Origin of the sequence: Paraburkholderia phytofirmans OLGA172 (assembly GCF_001634365.1) — a bacterium.
Classification (GTDB): Bacteria; Pseudomonadota; Gammaproteobacteria; order Burkholderiales; family Burkholderiaceae; genus Paraburkholderia.
In genome coordinates, this window is sequence record NZ_CP014579.1 from 346,870 (window position 1) to 363,105 (window position 16,236).

Consider the following 16,236-nt stretch of genomic DNA (forward strand, 5'->3'; position numbering starts at 1 on the left):
GCGAAACGCGTGCCGTGGCTTTTGTTTTTTGGGTGGTCGCCGCCTAATTCCCAGTTTTTCTGAATATTTCCTGGCCGAAATGAATGTAACGACGCCTCACAGGGTGCCGTCGTGCCATTTCGCCCATGCACCGTGCATGCGCTATAGACGGGCGGCGAACGCCGAAAAGCTGCCATTCATCAGTCCCTTTCCATGAAATGTGCGCTTACAAGTGCTCACGTCTTCATGTGGTTTGCACCGCTAAAGTTGGTCTCAAGCGTACGGCGTCTGGTCCGAACCCAAAATCGCGGTTCGATGTTGGCCGAACACGGGCGCTGGCTTGACACAAAACTTTGTATGGGAGGTCACGATGAAAACTTTTAACAAGACGTCGCGTTCGATTGTTGCAACCTTGCTGGCGGGCGGCGCGTTGCTCGCAGCCGGCAGTGCTTTCGCCCAGGAACGGGTGATCGTCGAGAATGGTCCAGGACCGGCGGTTTACGGTCAGCCGCACATGATGCCGGTGGATGTGTCGATCAACCTCGGCTGGCATGGCGATCGTTACTGGGACGGCCATCGCTACTGGGCGCACGACGACTGGATGCGTCATCATCCGCACGACTACGATCCGCATCACCACGGCGATCACGACGACCATCGCCCGCCGCCCCCGCGCTATTAATGCGCGCATGACGGCGCCGCAGGTCGCAGCGTGAAGTCCGCAAAGCCGGTCCTTCCTCACGGAAGACCGGCTTTGTCACGTTCGGTCTTGGAAAACGGCGCGCTGCGCTATGCTTCAAAGCTTTCATCGACGGCAGCAGGAGAGCGGCGTGGACAAGGCAGTCATAGGCGTAGTGGGCACGGGATTGATGGGCGTCGGCATTGCGACGCAAAGCGCATTGCACGGGCATCGGACGATCGTTCACGACGTCGACCCGGCGCGTCTCGCGAGCGTTGCGCCGAAAGCGGAAGCGGTGCTCGACGAACTGATCGACGCCGGACGCATCGACCGCGTTGCCAAACAGGCAGCGCTCGCGCGCATCGAGACGCATGCGCAACTCGACGTCATGGCGTCGGCGCAATTCGTGATTGAGGCGATTCCCGAGGTGCTCGAACTGAAGCATCGCCTGTATGCGTCGCTGGCTGAGTTGATGGCAGACGACGCGATTCTCGCGAGCAATACCAGCGGTTTTCCGCCGGATCAACTGGTTGCTCCGTTGCGCGCGAAGGAGCGTTTTCTGATCGCACATTTCTGGAATCCGCCGCACATGATCCCGCTCGTCGAAGTCGTGCCGGGTACCGCGACCGCGCCGGAAGTCACCGAACGCACCGCTGCGTTGATGAGCGCGATCGGCATGGAGCCGGTGGTGCTGGCGAAAGCGATTCCGGGTTTTGTCGGCAACCGGTTGCAGTTCGCGGTGCTGCGCGAGGCGTTGAACATCGTGCGCTCGGGGGCGGCGACGCCGGATGTGGTCGATCGCGTCATGAAGGCGTCGCTCGGACGCCGGTGGGGCATCGTCGGGCCGCTCGAAGGCGCGGACATGGGCGGCCTCGACACTTTCCTCGACATCTCCACGCATCTGATGCCGGAACTCGCGAAAGACGAAGACGTGCTCGATCTGCTGCGTGAGCAGGTCGATGCGGGGCGTGTCGGCGTACGCAGCGGCGCTGGTTTCTATGAATGGGACGAGGCGCATCTGGCGCGAGTCAGGGAAGGCCGCAAGCGGGTGATTAGCCGCGGTTAAAACTATCAGTTGCGCGTCGACCGGGCATTTTCCCGGAGTCTCGACGCCGCGACCAACTTGTCCCGCTGCTTCCCAACCCCACCCAGAATCGATTCGGCCAGCCCGTCCGGAAATCCCGAGGGCACCACCGCATCCACCGCGCTGATCACATGATCAGTCGCGTTAACCACTTCAGCAATAATGTCCTGCGAGGTCTCGCTACCCAACCCAACCTGCCGGGCCTGTTCGATCCAGTGCCGCCGCTGGACCTTGTCGATCAGATAGTGATTGGTACTGCCACGAATAGCCATTGCCATCTTCGCCTTCTGACGCGCAATCTGATTGCGCCCAGGACCAATGATCGGATGTGCGGATAGCACGTCGTAAAGTGGCGTCGACCGGTACAACCCCCCGGGCAGATGAAAAATGCTGAAGTTCTTCGCATGCCCATCCGTTGCTGCGAGTAGCCAGAACACGAGTTGAGCCTTGAAGAACTGTCGCCGATCCTGATCCGCGGTTTCCGAGCCTAGCAATACATCCATGATCTCAGCGATGCCTGGTCCACCGTCGGCTTGATACTTCAGATGTGAGGGCTTTCCGGTGGCCTGGCACATGTCTTCCTGCGGAAGGCGCACAATCCAGCTCGCGTCCCTCGACAGCCTGCGGTCGAAGCGCTCGACCACGAGCGCTTTCTGATCCTCGAACGTTGCAATCTCGCAGTTCGCCGCGGGGAGTCCATACGCCGATACGATTTTTGAGCACAGCCATTCGTTTTCGATCGAGGTCCGCATGTCCGCCTGCATATTGCCAACCAGGCCGAGCGGGAGCTTGAAGATATGCGTGGTCGGCGTGCTGCCGGTCGGGTAGATCCACTGTTCATCGTGGCGCAGCAGCGCCGTTTTCTCCTGTGCGCCAGCAATCGATAACCTCAGATCCGCACCACTATCGTATTGGCCGAGCGGCGCCGCTGAAGTGGCATTGCGCAGCAGCTGCGCAATCTGCAACTCGGATAACGGTGTTCCGGAGATGCCGTATAGATCGGTGGGTTGCTCATCAGGTGGGAGTAGTTGGATCGCGCCGACGCAGTCGCGGCCAAGCGCTACCAGCAGGTCAAAAGCATTCGTGCTGCCCGCGCGATGCCGTTGGGCTAATCGCCGGCGGATCGCATCGCTATCGGGAAGCAAATTGTCGAAAAATGCGCTGACCACGTCTCCACGGTACGGTTGATTCCCGGGCGTGAACGGCATCGATAGGGAAAGAGGGCGGCCCTGTTCATCTTCGATCCACTCGTCGAGATAACTCAGGCGGTCCCCTTCCCGTGCCTTTTCCCAGTAGCCGACGGGCAGGCCGTTCATCCAGATGTCGAGTCGTTGCGTCTGAGAGCGGCGCGCCATGATTACCAGTTTTCCCGTTTCTTTTTGGTTGTGATTGCCCCAAGAGGTTGTTTCGAGCTCGACGCCTTCGGAGCTCGGTCTGCGCGGTTGGGGGCCGACGGAGGTTTCACTTTCCTGGCGGCGGGGATCTGCCGTTGAAGCTTCGACGTATCGGTCTGCGCCGGTCCACTGCCTGGCGCGGACGACGCTTGGCTCATACGCAATTCCACGTTCAGCAAACGCATGACTTTAAAAAGCCGCTCGACACTCGCCGATGCCGGATTGGCCTCCAGTTGCGCGTAGCTTTGCTGGGTGATGCCTAGCAGTTCGGCCACTGCAGCTTGTGTGAGCCCTGCGGACTTGCGGAAGCCCAGCAGAATGGGGCGGAGCTGACTTAGCGTCTTGATGGCGTAATCCATTGGATTTTCTTCAGGCTCGTACAGTCTCTGGACTGTATCACGCAAATACAGGAAATAGGCTGTAAATCAGATTAACAGGTTATAGGCTGTAAATTAAATTTACAGCTTTAAGCCTGTTAAGACGGCCGCGAAGTCAATCGATGAACCGGAATCCACGGAAGGGCGAATAGCCGCAGTCCGCTTCAATTCCGCTCCCAGCAGTCCCAGCGAGTCTGCGGTATAAATAGCGCCCGCCTCACCCCCAAACCCCACGACAAACCATGTCCCACTACTTTTACGACCCTGCTGCCGGTCACGGTCTCCACATGATCCGTTCAAGGCCATCGTCGCTCCGCGCCTGATCGGCTGGATTTCTTCGCGCGCCACCGATGGCACCCTGAAGCTCGCGCCCTACAGCTTCTTCGGCGCGTTCGCCAGCTGAATCACCGGTCGCGCTCGAATGCAAGCTGCTTCCGCACGACCGCATAACGGTCCTTCCCGCGACGCAAAGCCCCGCGCAAACTGGCCCGCTTGATGCTTGCAACCGACGCTCCAACGCGTCGTTTTCAACCGTCGGCTCACTCCCCAGGAGCGCGATCATGTCCACCGAATTCGCCACGCAGTTCAGCCATGTCCGCCCGCAAGACACGCCCTACGTGGATCAGGGCCTACGCGACTTTTTTCTATACCGCGATTTAGGCATCGCGCAGGCAACCGGCGGCAAGGTGCTCGCGCAACTCGTCAAGGCGAATCACGCACCAGAGCAAGGCACGGGTTGGCACCGCCATGAGGCCGATTTCCACATTGTGATCATGCTGAAGGGCTGGGCGCGCTTCATGTACGGCGACAAGGAGACACGCGTCGCCGCCGGCGATTGTGTGCATCAGGCGCCGGGCATCGTCCACTATCTGTTCGATTACTCAGAAGATATGGAGTACATCGAAATCGTGTCGCCGGCCGATTTCAAGTCGATTGAAGTCGAAGGTCCGTGCGAAGTACCGGCGGTGCAGCCGTGGAAGAGCGTCGCGGCTTGAACGAGCCGCCGCGTTGTTTGCACAACGCGGCTACGTGAACGAACAGATTATTGCGTCGCGGGTGGCCGCCGGCGCGGTGCCTGTGACGCCTGCTGCGGCTTGGCGGCGGAGCCGGTTCCAGTCGACTCGGCAGCGGAGCCGGCTCCATTCGACTCGACAGCGGTCACATTGTTATCCACTACAACCTCGACCACCGCCGCCGCGGCCGGCGCTGCCGCAATCACCTCGGAAGCCACCGCCACCGACACCGGCTGGATCGTGCGCGCCCGCGAACTCACCACCACCGCACGCGGTTCGTTGTCGTAAATCACCGCCCGCACGCGCGGATAAATTTGCCGCTCCCACCGATGTCCATTGAACACGCCATAGTGCCCGACACCGGTTTGCACATGATGCGTCTTCAGATACGGCCGCAACTTGTCGCACATATCCTGCGCAGCGAGCGTCTGCCCGACCGCGCAGATATCGTCCTTCTCGCCTTCCACGGTCAGCAGCGCAGTACGGCGAATCTTCGAAGGCTCCACAAGCCGCCCCTCCACCTCGAGCTCATGCAACGGCAGCGCATGCCGCTGAAAAACAGTATCGACGGTCTCCAGATAGAAATCGGCAGTCAGATCCATCGTCGCGAAGTATTCTTCGTAGAAAGTGTGGATCGTGTCGGCCTTCGCCGGATCGCCCTTGGCGCGTTCGCAGTACATGGTCTCGAACGAGTCGAGATGGCGGCTGAGGTTCATCGACATAAACGCGCTCAGCTGCACGAAGCCGGGATACACGCGACGGTGCGCCCCCGCAAAACCAAACGGCACCGCGCCGATCAGGTTCTCCTCGAACCACTCGATCGGCTTGCTCTTCGCCAGTTCGTTGACACGCGTCGGGTTGATGCGCGTGTCGAGCGGGCCCGCCATCAGCGTCATGCTGGCGGGCTGCGCGGGGTTGTCATCGGCGGCCATCAGCGCGACTGCGGCCAACGCGGCGACTGTCGGCTGACACACCGCCAGCAGATGCGCACCCGGCCCAATCGTCTCGGTAAAGCCCATCACATGCTGCACGAATTCGTCGAAGCCGAAACGGCCTTGGCTCAGCGGCACATCGCGCGGGTTGTGCCAATCGGTGACGTAGACGTCGTGCTCGGCCAGCATTGTGCGCACGGTGCCGCGCAGCAGCGTCGCGAAGTGGCCGGACATGGGCGCGATCACCAGCACGCGTGGCTGCGGATGCGAAAGCGTGGTGTCCTTACGGAAATGCAACAGCGAACAGAACGGCGTGTGCGTTGCCACTTCCTCGACGATCTGCACGGGTTTGCCTTCCGTCACCACGCTATCGATGTCGAACGGCGGCCTGACCGGCGTAAGGCCGGCGAGCGTCAATAATCCGCAGGCCGCGCGTATCGAGCGTCCATGCGACGTGTCGCCGAGCGCGGGCCACGCGTCGAGCGAATGATTCACCAGCGCTGCGCCGTGGCGCATCGGCAGCATCATGTCGGCGAAAGCCTGGTATGCGGGATATGCGAGCAGGTTCATAACCTTCGCACGAGTGCAGGAAAGGAAGGAGCCCGAATAGACGCAAGTCATGTGCCAATCATGCAGTCGCACCGGCGCGGCCGTCGTTGCAGGTTGGCATGGCATTTGCGCGAGTCATGGGAACGGGCCGGAATTGCCGCGCTTTGGTGCGCCCGCGCACGGCAACGTGCACGCGCATCGTCAGGCGCCGGACGAACGCTTCATCTGGAGGAGAATCGTATGGCGAATACCATGCTCACCATTAGCAGCAAGAACTATTCGTCGTGGTCGCTGCGCGGCTGGCTGCTGACCAAATTCAGCGGCCTGCCTTTCGAAGAGATCGTGATGCCGATCGACGACCCCGCCGCGCGTGCCGAATTGCTGCTGCTGTCGCCATCAATTCTGGTGCCGTGTCTCTTTCACGACGGCATCAAGGTCTGGGACACCATGGCGATTGCCGAGTATCTGAACGAGTTGAAACCGGAAGCGGCGCTGTTGCCGCAGGACGTCCGCGCGCGAGCACATTGCCGTTCGATTTGCGGTGAGATGCATTCGGGTTTTGGTTCGCTGCGCTCGGCATTGCCGATGAATCTGAAAGCGCATTTTCCGGGCTTCAAGGTGTGGGCCCGGGCGCAATCGGATATCGACCGCATCGTGACGATCTGGAGCGAGTGCCTGAAGCAGTACGGCGGGCCGTTTCTGTTCGGCGAGCGTAGCGCGGCGGATGCGATGTACGCGCCGGTGGTGACGCGTTTCGTGACCTACGACGTCAAGCTGGATCCGGAGATCGTCGACTACGGGCAGCGCATCATGGCGCTGCCTGAAATGCAGCAGTGGATCGCGGACGCGCAGCAGGAAGTGGAAGAGATCGACGAACTGGATGTGGAGTTTTGATGACGGCGCGGTGCCGCCTTTCGAAAGCCTTGAGTAATATGGCGACGCATATTGCTGTCAACGCGCCGACGCACCACCACGCCACGTGCGCAGCAGTAGCGCGTTGGTGACGACGCTTACGCTCGAAAACGCCATCGCCGCGCCGGCCAGCATTGGGTTCAGCAAGCCGCAGGCGGCCAGCGGAATGCCGATCAGGTTGTAGACGAAGGCCCAGAACAGGTTCTGCTGGATCTTGCGCCAGGTCCTGCGCGAAATGTCGATGGCGTCGGCCACCAGCGCCGGCTCGCCGCGCATCAGCGTGATGCTGGCCGCTTGCATAGCGACGTCGGTGCCGGTCGCCATCGCGATGCCGATGTCGGCGGCGGCAAGCGCAGGGGCGTCGTTGATGCCGTCGCCCACCATCGCGACGATGCCGGCGCTGCGGATCTTCAAATCGTGAATCACGCGTGCCTTGTCGTCGGGCAGGACTTCGGCGTGGAATTCGGCGATGCCTAGCGCTTGGGCGACGCTCGCCGCGCTGCCGTAGTTGTCGCCGGTGACGAGCACGCTTTTGACGCCCATTTGGGCGAGCCGTTCGACAGCCGCGCGGGCGGTCGGTTTGACGGTGTCGCCGAAGGCGATCAGCGCCAGCGCGGCGGGCGCAAGCGGTGCGCGCTGCATCAGCCAGGAGACGGTGTTGCCGGCGGCTTCGAGCTGCTTTGCGCGCTCGGCGAGTTGCGGCGGCAATGGGATGCCGAGTTCGTCGAGCCAGCGCGTGCTGCCAAGCGCCAGGGTATGGCCATTTATGTCGGCCTCCACGCCGCGGCCGGGCACCGCGCGTGCGGCGCTGGCTGTGAGTGTCGCAACTTTCGTGAGCGCAACAGAATCTGGAGTGTCCAGCGTGCGCTCACCCAGCGCGCTATCTACCAGTGCCGCAGCGCCACCATTCGCTGGCGAGTCCTCAACCACGATGCCGTTTCGCAGATTGCCCGCCTGTGCCGCTTCATACGCCTTCACCACGGCCCGCGCCAACGGGTGATCGCTATGCCGCTGCACGGCTGCGGCGAGCGCCAACGCCTCGTCGCGCCCGATGCCGCCGATTGCCTCGAAAGTCGTCACCGATGGTTGCCCGACGGTCAGCGTACCGGTTTTATCAAACGCAACGATATTCACCCGATGCGCGGTTTCCAGCGCCTCGGCGTCCTTGATCAGCACGCCCCGCCGCGCAGCGACGCCGGTGCCGGCCATGATGGCCGCAGGCGTCGCCAGTCCGAGCGCGCACGGGCACGCAATCACCAGCACGGCAACCGCATTCAGAATCGCGGTTTCCCAACCCACGCCCGTCATCAGCCAGCCCACGAGCGTGAGCGCCGCAATCGCCAGGATCGCCGGCACAAAGATCTCGCTGACGCGGTCGACCAGACGTTGGATCGGCGCCTTCTCGGCCTGCGCGCTTTCCACGAGGCGGATGATTCGCGCGAGGGTCGTTTCCGCGCCGATTGCGGTGGTCGCCACCGCAATCGCGCCTTCGCCGTTGATCGATCCGGCGGTAACCGGATCGGCTGCCTGCTTCGGCACGGGGAGGCTCTCGCCGGTAATCAGCGATTCGTCGATATGGGTGCGGCCTTCGAGCACTGCGCCGTCAACCGGCACGCGTTCGCCGGGACGCACGATCACCACCGTGCCGACCCGCACTTGCGCGAGCGGTACTTCGTGTTCGTCCGCGCCGACGCGGATGCGCGCGCGGTCAGGTCGCAGCGCGTTGAGCGCGCGGATCGCATCCGTGGTCTGGCGCTTGGCGCGCGCTTCGAGCCATTTGCCGAAACGCACCAGCGTGATCACTACCGCCGACGCTTCGAAATACAGACGCGTCATGTCGCCCGGATGGGTCGCCAGTTCGTAGACGCTGATTCCATAAGCCGCCGACGTGCCGAGCGCCACCAGCAAGTCCATGTTCCCGGCGCCGGCTCGCACCGCACGGTAGGCCGCGCGATAGAAGCGCGCGCCGAACACGAACTGCACGATCGAGGCGAGGCCGAATTGCAGCCAGGGGGAAAGCATTGCGTGCAAGCCGAACCATTCGCCGATCATCGGCAGGACGAGCGGCAGCGTCAGCGCGGCGGAGGCGAGCACAGCCGCCAGTTCGCGGCGGGTCTGGTTGCGTTTGCTGTTTGCGGCGGAGGCGAGGGCGGCAGTGTCGGCGGCGGACGCCGGTGCGGCTGGCGGCGCCGTCAGTGTCGCGTCGTAGCCGGCCTTCTTGACCGCTGCGATTAGCGCGTCGGTGTCAGAACCCGCGCCTGAGGCCACGTCGCTTAGATTGACGGTCGCCGTTTCAGTCGCCAGATTCACCGACACGCGCGTGACGCCCGGCACTTTCGCCAGCGCCTTCTCCACGCGCATCGCGCATGAGGCGCAGGTCATCCCGCCGATGTCGAGTTCGGTGGTTCCGGAGGGCGTAGCGTCCGCGGGACGCAGCGGCGTGGCAAGTGCAGTCATGGCAGGCAAGGCTCGTCGCGGCATTGGGCCGCATCATGAGCCAAGTATTGACCTTCCCATCATGGGAAGGTCAAGGATGTTTTTGGTGGCGCGCTGAAGCGCCGTCAAACGGGCCGTCCAACCGGTCATCCAACCGGCCGTCCAACCGGCCGTCCAACCGGCCGTCAAACGGGCCATCCAACGGGCCATCCAACGGGCCATCCAACGGGCCACCCAAATGCGTTACCGACAGCACCCGGAATGTCCGCCAGTCGATCGGGCTCGTGTCACAAGCTGCGGAACCAGGGCACTGGCGCTTGCGTCGCGCAACGGTTGACGCGCAAAGAAGCTCAGAATGCCGGCGGCGCGTCCAGCATCGCCTGGCCGACGGCCTTCTGTTCGTCGCTGGTGCGCGCCAAGAGGGCTTCAGCCGCGCCGCGCCGGTCGGCGGCTTCCTTGTTCTGGCTGAGTTTCCATTTGCCGACCAGTCGCGTGACTTCGATCTCGAGACCGACGATCGCCCCCAGCATCTGGGCGATGTAGTCGGCGGGCGCGTCGCCCATCTTCCAGGGCACGGGTTCGCCTGCTTCCATCTTGCGGGTGAGCCGCGCGACCAGGCCGCGCACGAATGCCTCGTCGTCGCGCACGACTATCCGGCCGTGCGCGTGCACCACCATATAGTTATAAGTCGGCACCTGGCGATGCGTCTCGTGCTTGCTCGGATACCAGGTCGGCGAGATATAAGCGGTGGGGCCCTGGAAAATGACGAGGGCCTCCGGGTTGGCGGCAACCTCCTGCCAGACAGGGTTGGCCCGGGCGACATGGGCGCGGAGGATGCCGTGGGTTTGGGCGGCCGCGTCGCTTCCTGTGGAAGCGTGCTTCGCGTCACCCCCTCCGGCGACTAGCTTCGCGTCGAATTCAAATGGCAAATGATTCGCATCGAGCCCATTCGGCCCATGGGTAATCAGCGCACCGAACGGCTGCTCGGCGATCAGGCGGTGGAGAACCTCTGGACGGTTCTCTTCAAAATGGGCGGGCATATACATAAAGCGCTCCAGATACAAAAGGGCGGCGAGTAATCGGGAAGGGCGGCCAACAAGGCAAGAACCGGCGCGGGACTAACAGAAATCGTGAACCTTACTGCAAATGGTGTCCGCGCGCGCATTGCAAAGCGCTATTCCTACCTTTGTGCTTGCCTGGTGAGCAAGGATACGATACAACCCGATGTTGTCGGCACGCGAGCGGCGGACAGACTGCGCTCGGCGCCGGGAGGCCACGCATACAGGTTCCGCCGCGCACCGACGTTTCCCTTAGGACCGCACGTTCCGCCACCTGAACGAATGATAAAAAATCGCCAAGAACTGTTTTCGCTTCACTGGACCTGCGCATCGCTCGCAGGCCTCGCATTTCTGGCTGGTTGTGCGTCGACTCCCTCCGCGACGCAAAAAACCACTGGCTGGATCAAAGACGAAGTCGCCGATTCGTATGTATTCGGCTATCCGCTGGTGCTGATGGGCGTTGCGCGCGATGCGGCGGTTGGCACCGGTCCGGGCCAGGCGCCGGTCAATACGCTGCGCCACGCGCAGGCTTTGCCGCCGATCGGCGCAGCCAATCCGCTGCTGGCGAGTCTCGATACGCTCGATTCGATCGGCTGGCTCGACGTCGGCAGCGAGCCGGTAATCGTGTCGCTGCCCGACTCGCATGGCCGCTACGTCGACGCCCGCGTGCTCGACATGTGGACCAACGTGCTGTGGTCGACCAGTTCACAGTTCACGACCCGCACCGCTGGCATCAAGACGCAAACGATTGCCTTCGTTGGCCCGGGCTGGCAGGGCGATCTGCCCAAGGGCGCGTTGCGCGTCGACGTGCCGACCCGCAACGCATGGATGAGCGTGCGCATCCAGTCGAACGGCACCCGCGACCTGACGGCGGTGAAGAAGCTGCAGCGCGCCGTCCGTGTCGCGCCGCTGAGTGTCTACACCGGCGAGACGCGCTCGGCGTCGATTACGCCACCGCGCAGCAATGCGGCCGATGCCGCCGCCGCCGCGGCGGCTTCCGGCACACCCGCCGCGCAAGTTGCCGCGCTCGACGCGAACGGCTTCTTCAGCCAGCTCGCGCAGGCCTTGCCGGACAACCCGCCGACGCCGGCCGATCCGCATGCACTGAAAATCCTTTCCGACTTCGGCGTGACGCCCGGCGATCCGGTGAATCTGCCGAGCGCGCCCGAGGCGATCGCCGCGGGTCTTGCTGACGGCCACGAGCGCGTCGTCACACCGCCGTCCAATCTGCTGACCGGCAATGGCTGGAGCTGGTTCGGCGACGGCGTGGGCAACTACGGCCTCGATTACGCGATGCGCGCTTATGCTGCGGCGACCCAACCGGGAATCGGCACGAAGGACGATGAAATGCGCGCGGTCGTCACGCAGGACAGCGAAGGTCATGCACTCAACGGCGCAAACCGCTACGTGATCCATTTCGCACCGAACCAGTTGCCGCCGGTGCGTGGCTTCTGGTCGATCACCGCTTACACGAAAGACGGTGCGTTAGGAGAAAGTGCGCCGGGCCGTCTGGCGGTCGGCGATCGCAATGGCGCGCGCCGCAATCGCGATGGTTCGCTCGACGTGACAGTGTCGTCGGCGCGCGGCAAGGGCGGCAACTGGCTGCCGGCGCCGCGCACCGATCTGCAACTGGTGCTGCGTCTGTACGCGCCGAAGCCGCAAGCTACCGACGGCAGCTGGCAACCGCCGGCCGTTGTGCGTCAATGAATTGCGGCAATGAAGTTCGCCAATGAAATGCGTCGGTGAAGTGCCTCAATGAAGTGCCTCAATGAAGTGCGACATGGAAATGCATTACTGATATGCGTCACGACTGTGACAGCAATACATGAGTGACGCATAAATTAGCGCATATCCGCCGCTTCCTGCCGGCGGACATGCGCTGCTGTAGCGTGCAACAATGTGTAAGCCACGGCTCACATTGCTATCCCGCGTAAGATTCACCACTTATACTGCCGCTTGCGGGATTTTCGTTTCGCGGCGGGCTTGCCGCCGCATTACCCAAGACCGAGCATGGCAAGCCTCAATAAAGCGTCACTCGCCTCTTCCATGCAGACCATGCGCGACGTCGCGCAGTCACGCCGCACCCGGCGTGTCATCGCGGGTCTGCTGATCTTCCTCGTATTGTTCGGTCTGCTGGGCTTTTTTGCGGCGCCGCCGTTGATTCGCCACATTGCCGAGCAGCAACTCAGCAAGCAACTTGACCGGCCCGCTACGATCGGCCGCATTGCGCTCAATCCGTACACGCTCAAACTCGAAGCCGATCGCGTGCATATCGGCGAGCGGGGCGGTGCGGGCGACTTCGTCGATATTTCGCGGCTCATCGTGCAGCCGTCATGGAGCTCGCTGTTTCGCGCGGCGCCGATCGTCGACGAAGTGCAACTCGATTCACCGCGTTTTCATATCGTTCGCTATGATGCGCAGCGCTTCAATTTCACCGACCTGATCGAAAAGTTCTCGAAGCAGCCCGCCAAGCCCGATAACAAGCCAACGCTCTTTTCGGTGTCGAACATTCGCCTCGAAAACGGCCAGATCACGTTCGACGACAAGCTACTCGGCGTCACGCATGTGATCGATCAATGGAAGCTCGGCATTCCGTTCATCGCCACACTGCCTTCGAAAACCGACATCTTCGTCGAGCCGTTGCTCCGTGCACGCATTGACGGCAGTCCGCTCGCTATCGACGGCAAGACCAAGCCGTTTGCAGCGTCGCGCGAATCGGAAGTGTCGCTGCGCTTCGACGGGCTCGATGTGCCGCAACTGATCTCCTACGCGCCGACCAGGCTGCCGGTGATTGTGCAGAGCGGCAAGCTGTCCACCGATCTCAAGCTTAACTTCGTGATGGCCAACGATGCGCCTTCGTTGCGCGTGGCGGGCACGGTCGATTTGAACGATGTGGATATGCGCGATCGGGGCAACGCGCCATTTTTCGCCGTGCGCGCGGTGCACGTGGCTGCCGCGACGCTTGAGCCATTGAAGAGCCTGTATCACTTCGACGATATCCGCATCGACGCGCCCAGCGCCAATCTTGCGCGTGATAAGGAAGGCGTGTTAAGTGTCGAGCGGATATTCGCGGCTGCGCCTGCTGCGGGCGCTTCGGCACCGGCGTCTGCTTCTGCACCGGCATCCGCGAAGGGCGCGTCGTCGTCCATGACGGCTCAAAACGCAGCGAGTGCACCTGTCGCGGCATCCGGTGCAAGCGCCACGGAAAAGGCCGCGCAGCCTCTGGATCTGTCGATCAAGCGTTTCGCGCTCAACGACGGCACCGTCAACGTTCACGACGAAGCCACCTCGCGTCCGGTCGATCTTGGCCTGCAAAAACTGGCCGTCACGCTGACCGATTTCTCGACGCTCGCGACTACCCCCGCGCACTACACGCTCAATACCGGCTTCAAGGACGCCGCCGGCTCGCTCGGCGTGGCTGGTGCGTTCGGCCTTGTCGCGAAGACCGCTAACGCAAAGCTCGATCTGAAGTCACTGCCCTTGCCGCTGCTGCAGCCGTACCTCGACACGGCGACGGCGGCGCAAGTGGTCGATGGCGCGCTGTCCGCCAACGCGAACATCGGGGCGAACTGGTCGAAGTCGCCAGCGGCTGTGATGGTCACCGATACGCAGCTGGATCTGCAATCGCTCAAACTCGCGGCGCGCGGCAGCAAGGAGCCGGTCGTCTCGCTCGCGCAAGGCCAGGTGACGGTTAAGCAGGTGGACGTGGCGGGACGCACGGCCGATATCACCGGTGTTGACACGACCGGCCTGGTGGTCAATGCGCAACGTCTGAAAGACGGCAGCATCGACCTCGCCGCGCTCGCCGGTCCGCATCAGGCCGAGCAGCAGCGCACGGCGATCCATGCGGTGAAGAAGGCGGAGGCGGAAGGGCCCGCGTGGCACTACAAGATCGGCGAACTCAACCTGAAAGACGCGACCGCCAATTTCACCGACAACACCACGCCGAATCCAGTGAAGCTGAGCGTGACGCCGTTGCAGTTGAAGGTGCAGCAGATCAGCGACGATTTGAGTAAGCCGCTGCCGATTGATCTGCAGGCGACGTTCAACAAGAAGGGCACGCTCGGCGTAAAAGGCGATGTCACGGCGACGCCGCTCAGGGTGGCCGTCAAGGTGAATGCGAGCCGCCTGGATGCGGCGGCCTTCGAACCGTACTTCGGCAGCAAGTTGAATGCGCTGATCGCGAGCGCGTTGCTCAACGCGAACGGCGATCTCGCGCTGAGTCAGGCGAAGGCGCTCAAAGCGACGTACCGCGGCGACGTAGCGCTCGTTGACGTGCGAATGATTGACAAGGCGACCTCGGACCCGTTCGCAGGATGGGGTTCGCTCGCGCTGACCAACCTGAAGGCCGACTACGACGAACACGGCACCGTGGTCGACGCGGGCCGCGTCACGTTCACGAAGTTCTATGGGCGTGTACTGCTCGACGCGCAAGGCAAGCTGAATCTCAAGGACGTGGTCGCGCATGAAAGCGGCGCCGCGCAATCGCTGACACGCGACAAGAGCGGTGGCCACGAGCCGGTGCCCTTGACGCCGCAGGCCGCATCGGCGCCCGAACTGGCTTCCGCGCCGGTAACGGCGTCGTCTGCTACGCCCGCCACGGTCACTGCCGCCACGCCGCCGCAAAGCCCCGTCAAACTGCACTTCGGCCAACTGGTGCTGCAACAGGGCCGCGTGACGTACACCGACAACTTCATCAAGCCGAACTTCACGGCGAACCTGGTCGGCATTCAAGGCACGGTCGGCGCGTTCGGCACACAATCGACCACCTCCGCGCCCGTGGACATTGCCGCGAAACTGGCGGCCAATGGTCCGCTGTCGATTCGCGGTACGGTCAATCCGCTGATTGCAAAGCCGGCGCTCGATCTGACTGCGAGCGCACACGATATCGAACTCACCAATCTCACGCCGTATTCGGCGAAATACGCCGGGTATCCGATCACCAAGGGCAAGCTGAACGTCGATCTGCACTACCAGCTCGATAACGATCAGTTGAACGCGAACAATCATATTTTCATCGATCAGCTCACGTTCGGCGATCACGTCGAAAACGATACGGCGACCAAGCTGCCGGTGCGTCTCGCGATCTCGCTGCTGAAAAATTCGCGTGGTGAAATCGACGTGAACCTTCCGGTATCGGGTTCGTTGTCGAATCCGGAGTTCAGCATTGGCGGGCTCATCTGGCATGCCGTGCTCAACCTCCTGGAGAAAGCTGTGACCGCGCCGTTCTCGCTGATCGCCAATGCATTCGGCGGCAGTGGCGAAGAAATGGGCTATGTCGAATTCGATCCGGGTTCGGCGACGCTTTCGGACGCTGCGGACAAGAAGCTCGACTCCATCGTGACAGCGCTGGCCGACAAGACGTCGATCCGTATCGATCTGATTGGCCGCGTCGATCCGGCGGTCGACGGGCCGGGCCTGCGTGCCCAATACGTCGAACGTGAGGTCAAGCAACAGAAGATCAAGGACGTGGTGGGCAATGGCGAGAGCGTCGATCTGTCAACCGTTACCGTGGATCCGAAGGAATACGACAAGTACTTGACCAAGGCCTACAAGGCAGCCGACTTCAAGAAACCACGCAATTTTGTCGGCTTGACCAAGAGCCTGCCCGATGACGAGATGAAGGCGGCGATGGCCGCCAATGCTCCGATCGACGACGCCAGCTTGCGTCAGCTTGCGCAGCAACGGGCGCAAGCGGTGCAGCAGTATTTCGAAGGCAAGATCGATAGCAGCCGTGTGTTTATAGTCGCGCCCAAGTTGAACGCAGATGGCATCAAGGACAAGGGTGCGACGACGCGGGTGGACTTCGGACTGAAGTGATGC

Annotated in this window: 11 protein-coding genes and 1 pseudogene; 7 read left to right on the top strand and 5 right to left on the bottom strand. The window is 62.4% G+C overall.

What is annotated here, in order from left to right; all coding sequences use genetic code 11:
• Positions 1-349: 349 nt before the first annotated feature.
• Positions 350-661, top strand: coding sequence for a hypothetical protein (locus tag AYM40_RS21920; protein ID WP_063498375.1), 312 nt, complete (start codon positions 350-352; stop codon positions 659-661).
• 109 nt (positions 662-770) lie between these two features.
• Entirely contained in the window at positions 771-1,724 is a 954-nt protein-coding gene (locus AYM40_RS21925) for a 3-hydroxyacyl-CoA dehydrogenase family protein (RefSeq protein WP_181448453.1), read from the top strand.
• 5 nt (positions 1,725-1,729) lie between these two features.
• Here AYM40_RS21925 and AYM40_RS21930 read toward each other — a convergent pair whose 3' ends face one another.
• Together AYM40_RS21930 and AYM40_RS21935 are read right to left on the bottom strand one after the other, a co-directional pair.
• Entirely contained in the window at positions 1,730-3,100 is a 1,371-nt protein-coding gene (locus AYM40_RS21930) for a type II toxin-antitoxin system HipA family toxin (protein WP_201788184.1), read from the bottom strand.
• The gene (locus AYM40_RS21935) at positions 3,100-3,495 is read right to left on the bottom strand and encodes a helix-turn-helix transcriptional regulator (RefSeq protein ID WP_063498377.1); all 396 of its coding nucleotides are present in this window, start codon (positions 3,493-3,495) and stop codon (positions 3,100-3,102) included. Before AYM40_RS21935 ends, AYM40_RS21930 begins: the two co-directional genes overlap by 1 nt.
• 260 nt (positions 3,496-3,755) lie before the next feature.
• On the opposite strand from AYM40_RS21935, the pseudogene AYM40_RS42595 reads away from it, so the two are divergent.
• Both AYM40_RS42595 and AYM40_RS21940 read left to right on the top strand, forming a co-directional pair.
• A pseudogene (locus AYM40_RS42595) lies at positions 3,756-3,913 on the top strand (flavin reductase family protein); the annotation flags it as partial.
• A gap of 160 nt (positions 3,914-4,073) precedes the next feature.
• Positions 4,074-4,508 carry a cupin domain-containing protein gene (locus AYM40_RS21940; RefSeq protein WP_063498378.1) on the top strand — a complete coding sequence of 145 codons (435 nt, stop codon included), beginning with the start codon at positions 4,074-4,076 and terminating at the stop codon, positions 4,506-4,508.
• 47 nt (positions 4,509-4,555) lie between these two features.
• Here AYM40_RS21940 and AYM40_RS21945 read toward each other — a convergent pair whose 3' ends face one another.
• Positions 4,556-6,028, bottom strand: a complete 1,473-nt coding sequence (locus AYM40_RS21945) for a polyhydroxyalkanoate depolymerase (protein WP_063498379.1) — start codon at positions 6,026-6,028, stop codon at positions 4,556-4,558.
• Between the two features lie 219 nt (positions 6,029-6,247).
• Between AYM40_RS21945 and AYM40_RS21950 the strand changes: the two genes are divergently transcribed.
• Entirely contained in the window at positions 6,248-6,901 is a 654-nt protein-coding gene (locus tag AYM40_RS21950) for a glutathione S-transferase family protein (RefSeq protein WP_063498380.1), read from the top strand.
• Between the two features lie 57 nt (positions 6,902-6,958).
• Here AYM40_RS21950 and AYM40_RS21955 read toward each other — a convergent pair whose 3' ends face one another.
• Positions 6,959-9,376: a heavy metal translocating P-type ATPase gene (locus AYM40_RS21955; protein ID WP_236721057.1), complete on the bottom strand. Its 2,418-nt coding sequence runs from the start codon at positions 9,374-9,376 to the stop codon at positions 6,959-6,961.
• Between the two features lie 329 nt (positions 9,377-9,705).
• A complete protein-coding gene (locus tag AYM40_RS21960) occupies positions 9,706-10,401 on the bottom strand; it encodes an FMN-binding negative transcriptional regulator (RefSeq protein WP_063498382.1) in 696 nt (231 codons plus the stop codon).
• Positions 10,402-10,695: 294 nt separating this feature from the next.
• On the opposite strand from AYM40_RS21960, the gene AYM40_RS21965 reads away from it, so the two are divergent.
• Together AYM40_RS21965 and AYM40_RS21970 are read left to right on the top strand one after the other, a co-directional pair.
• Complete coding sequence (locus tag AYM40_RS21965) at positions 10,696-12,120, top strand: DUF1254 domain-containing protein (protein ID WP_063498383.1); 1,425 nt, start codon at positions 10,696-10,698, stop codon at positions 12,118-12,120.
• A gap of 303 nt (positions 12,121-12,423) precedes the next feature.
• Entirely contained in the window at positions 12,424-16,233 is a 3,810-nt protein-coding gene (locus AYM40_RS21970; RefSeq protein WP_063498384.1) for a DUF748 domain-containing protein, read from the top strand.
• The last annotated feature ends 3 nt before the right edge of the window (positions 16,234-16,236 follow it).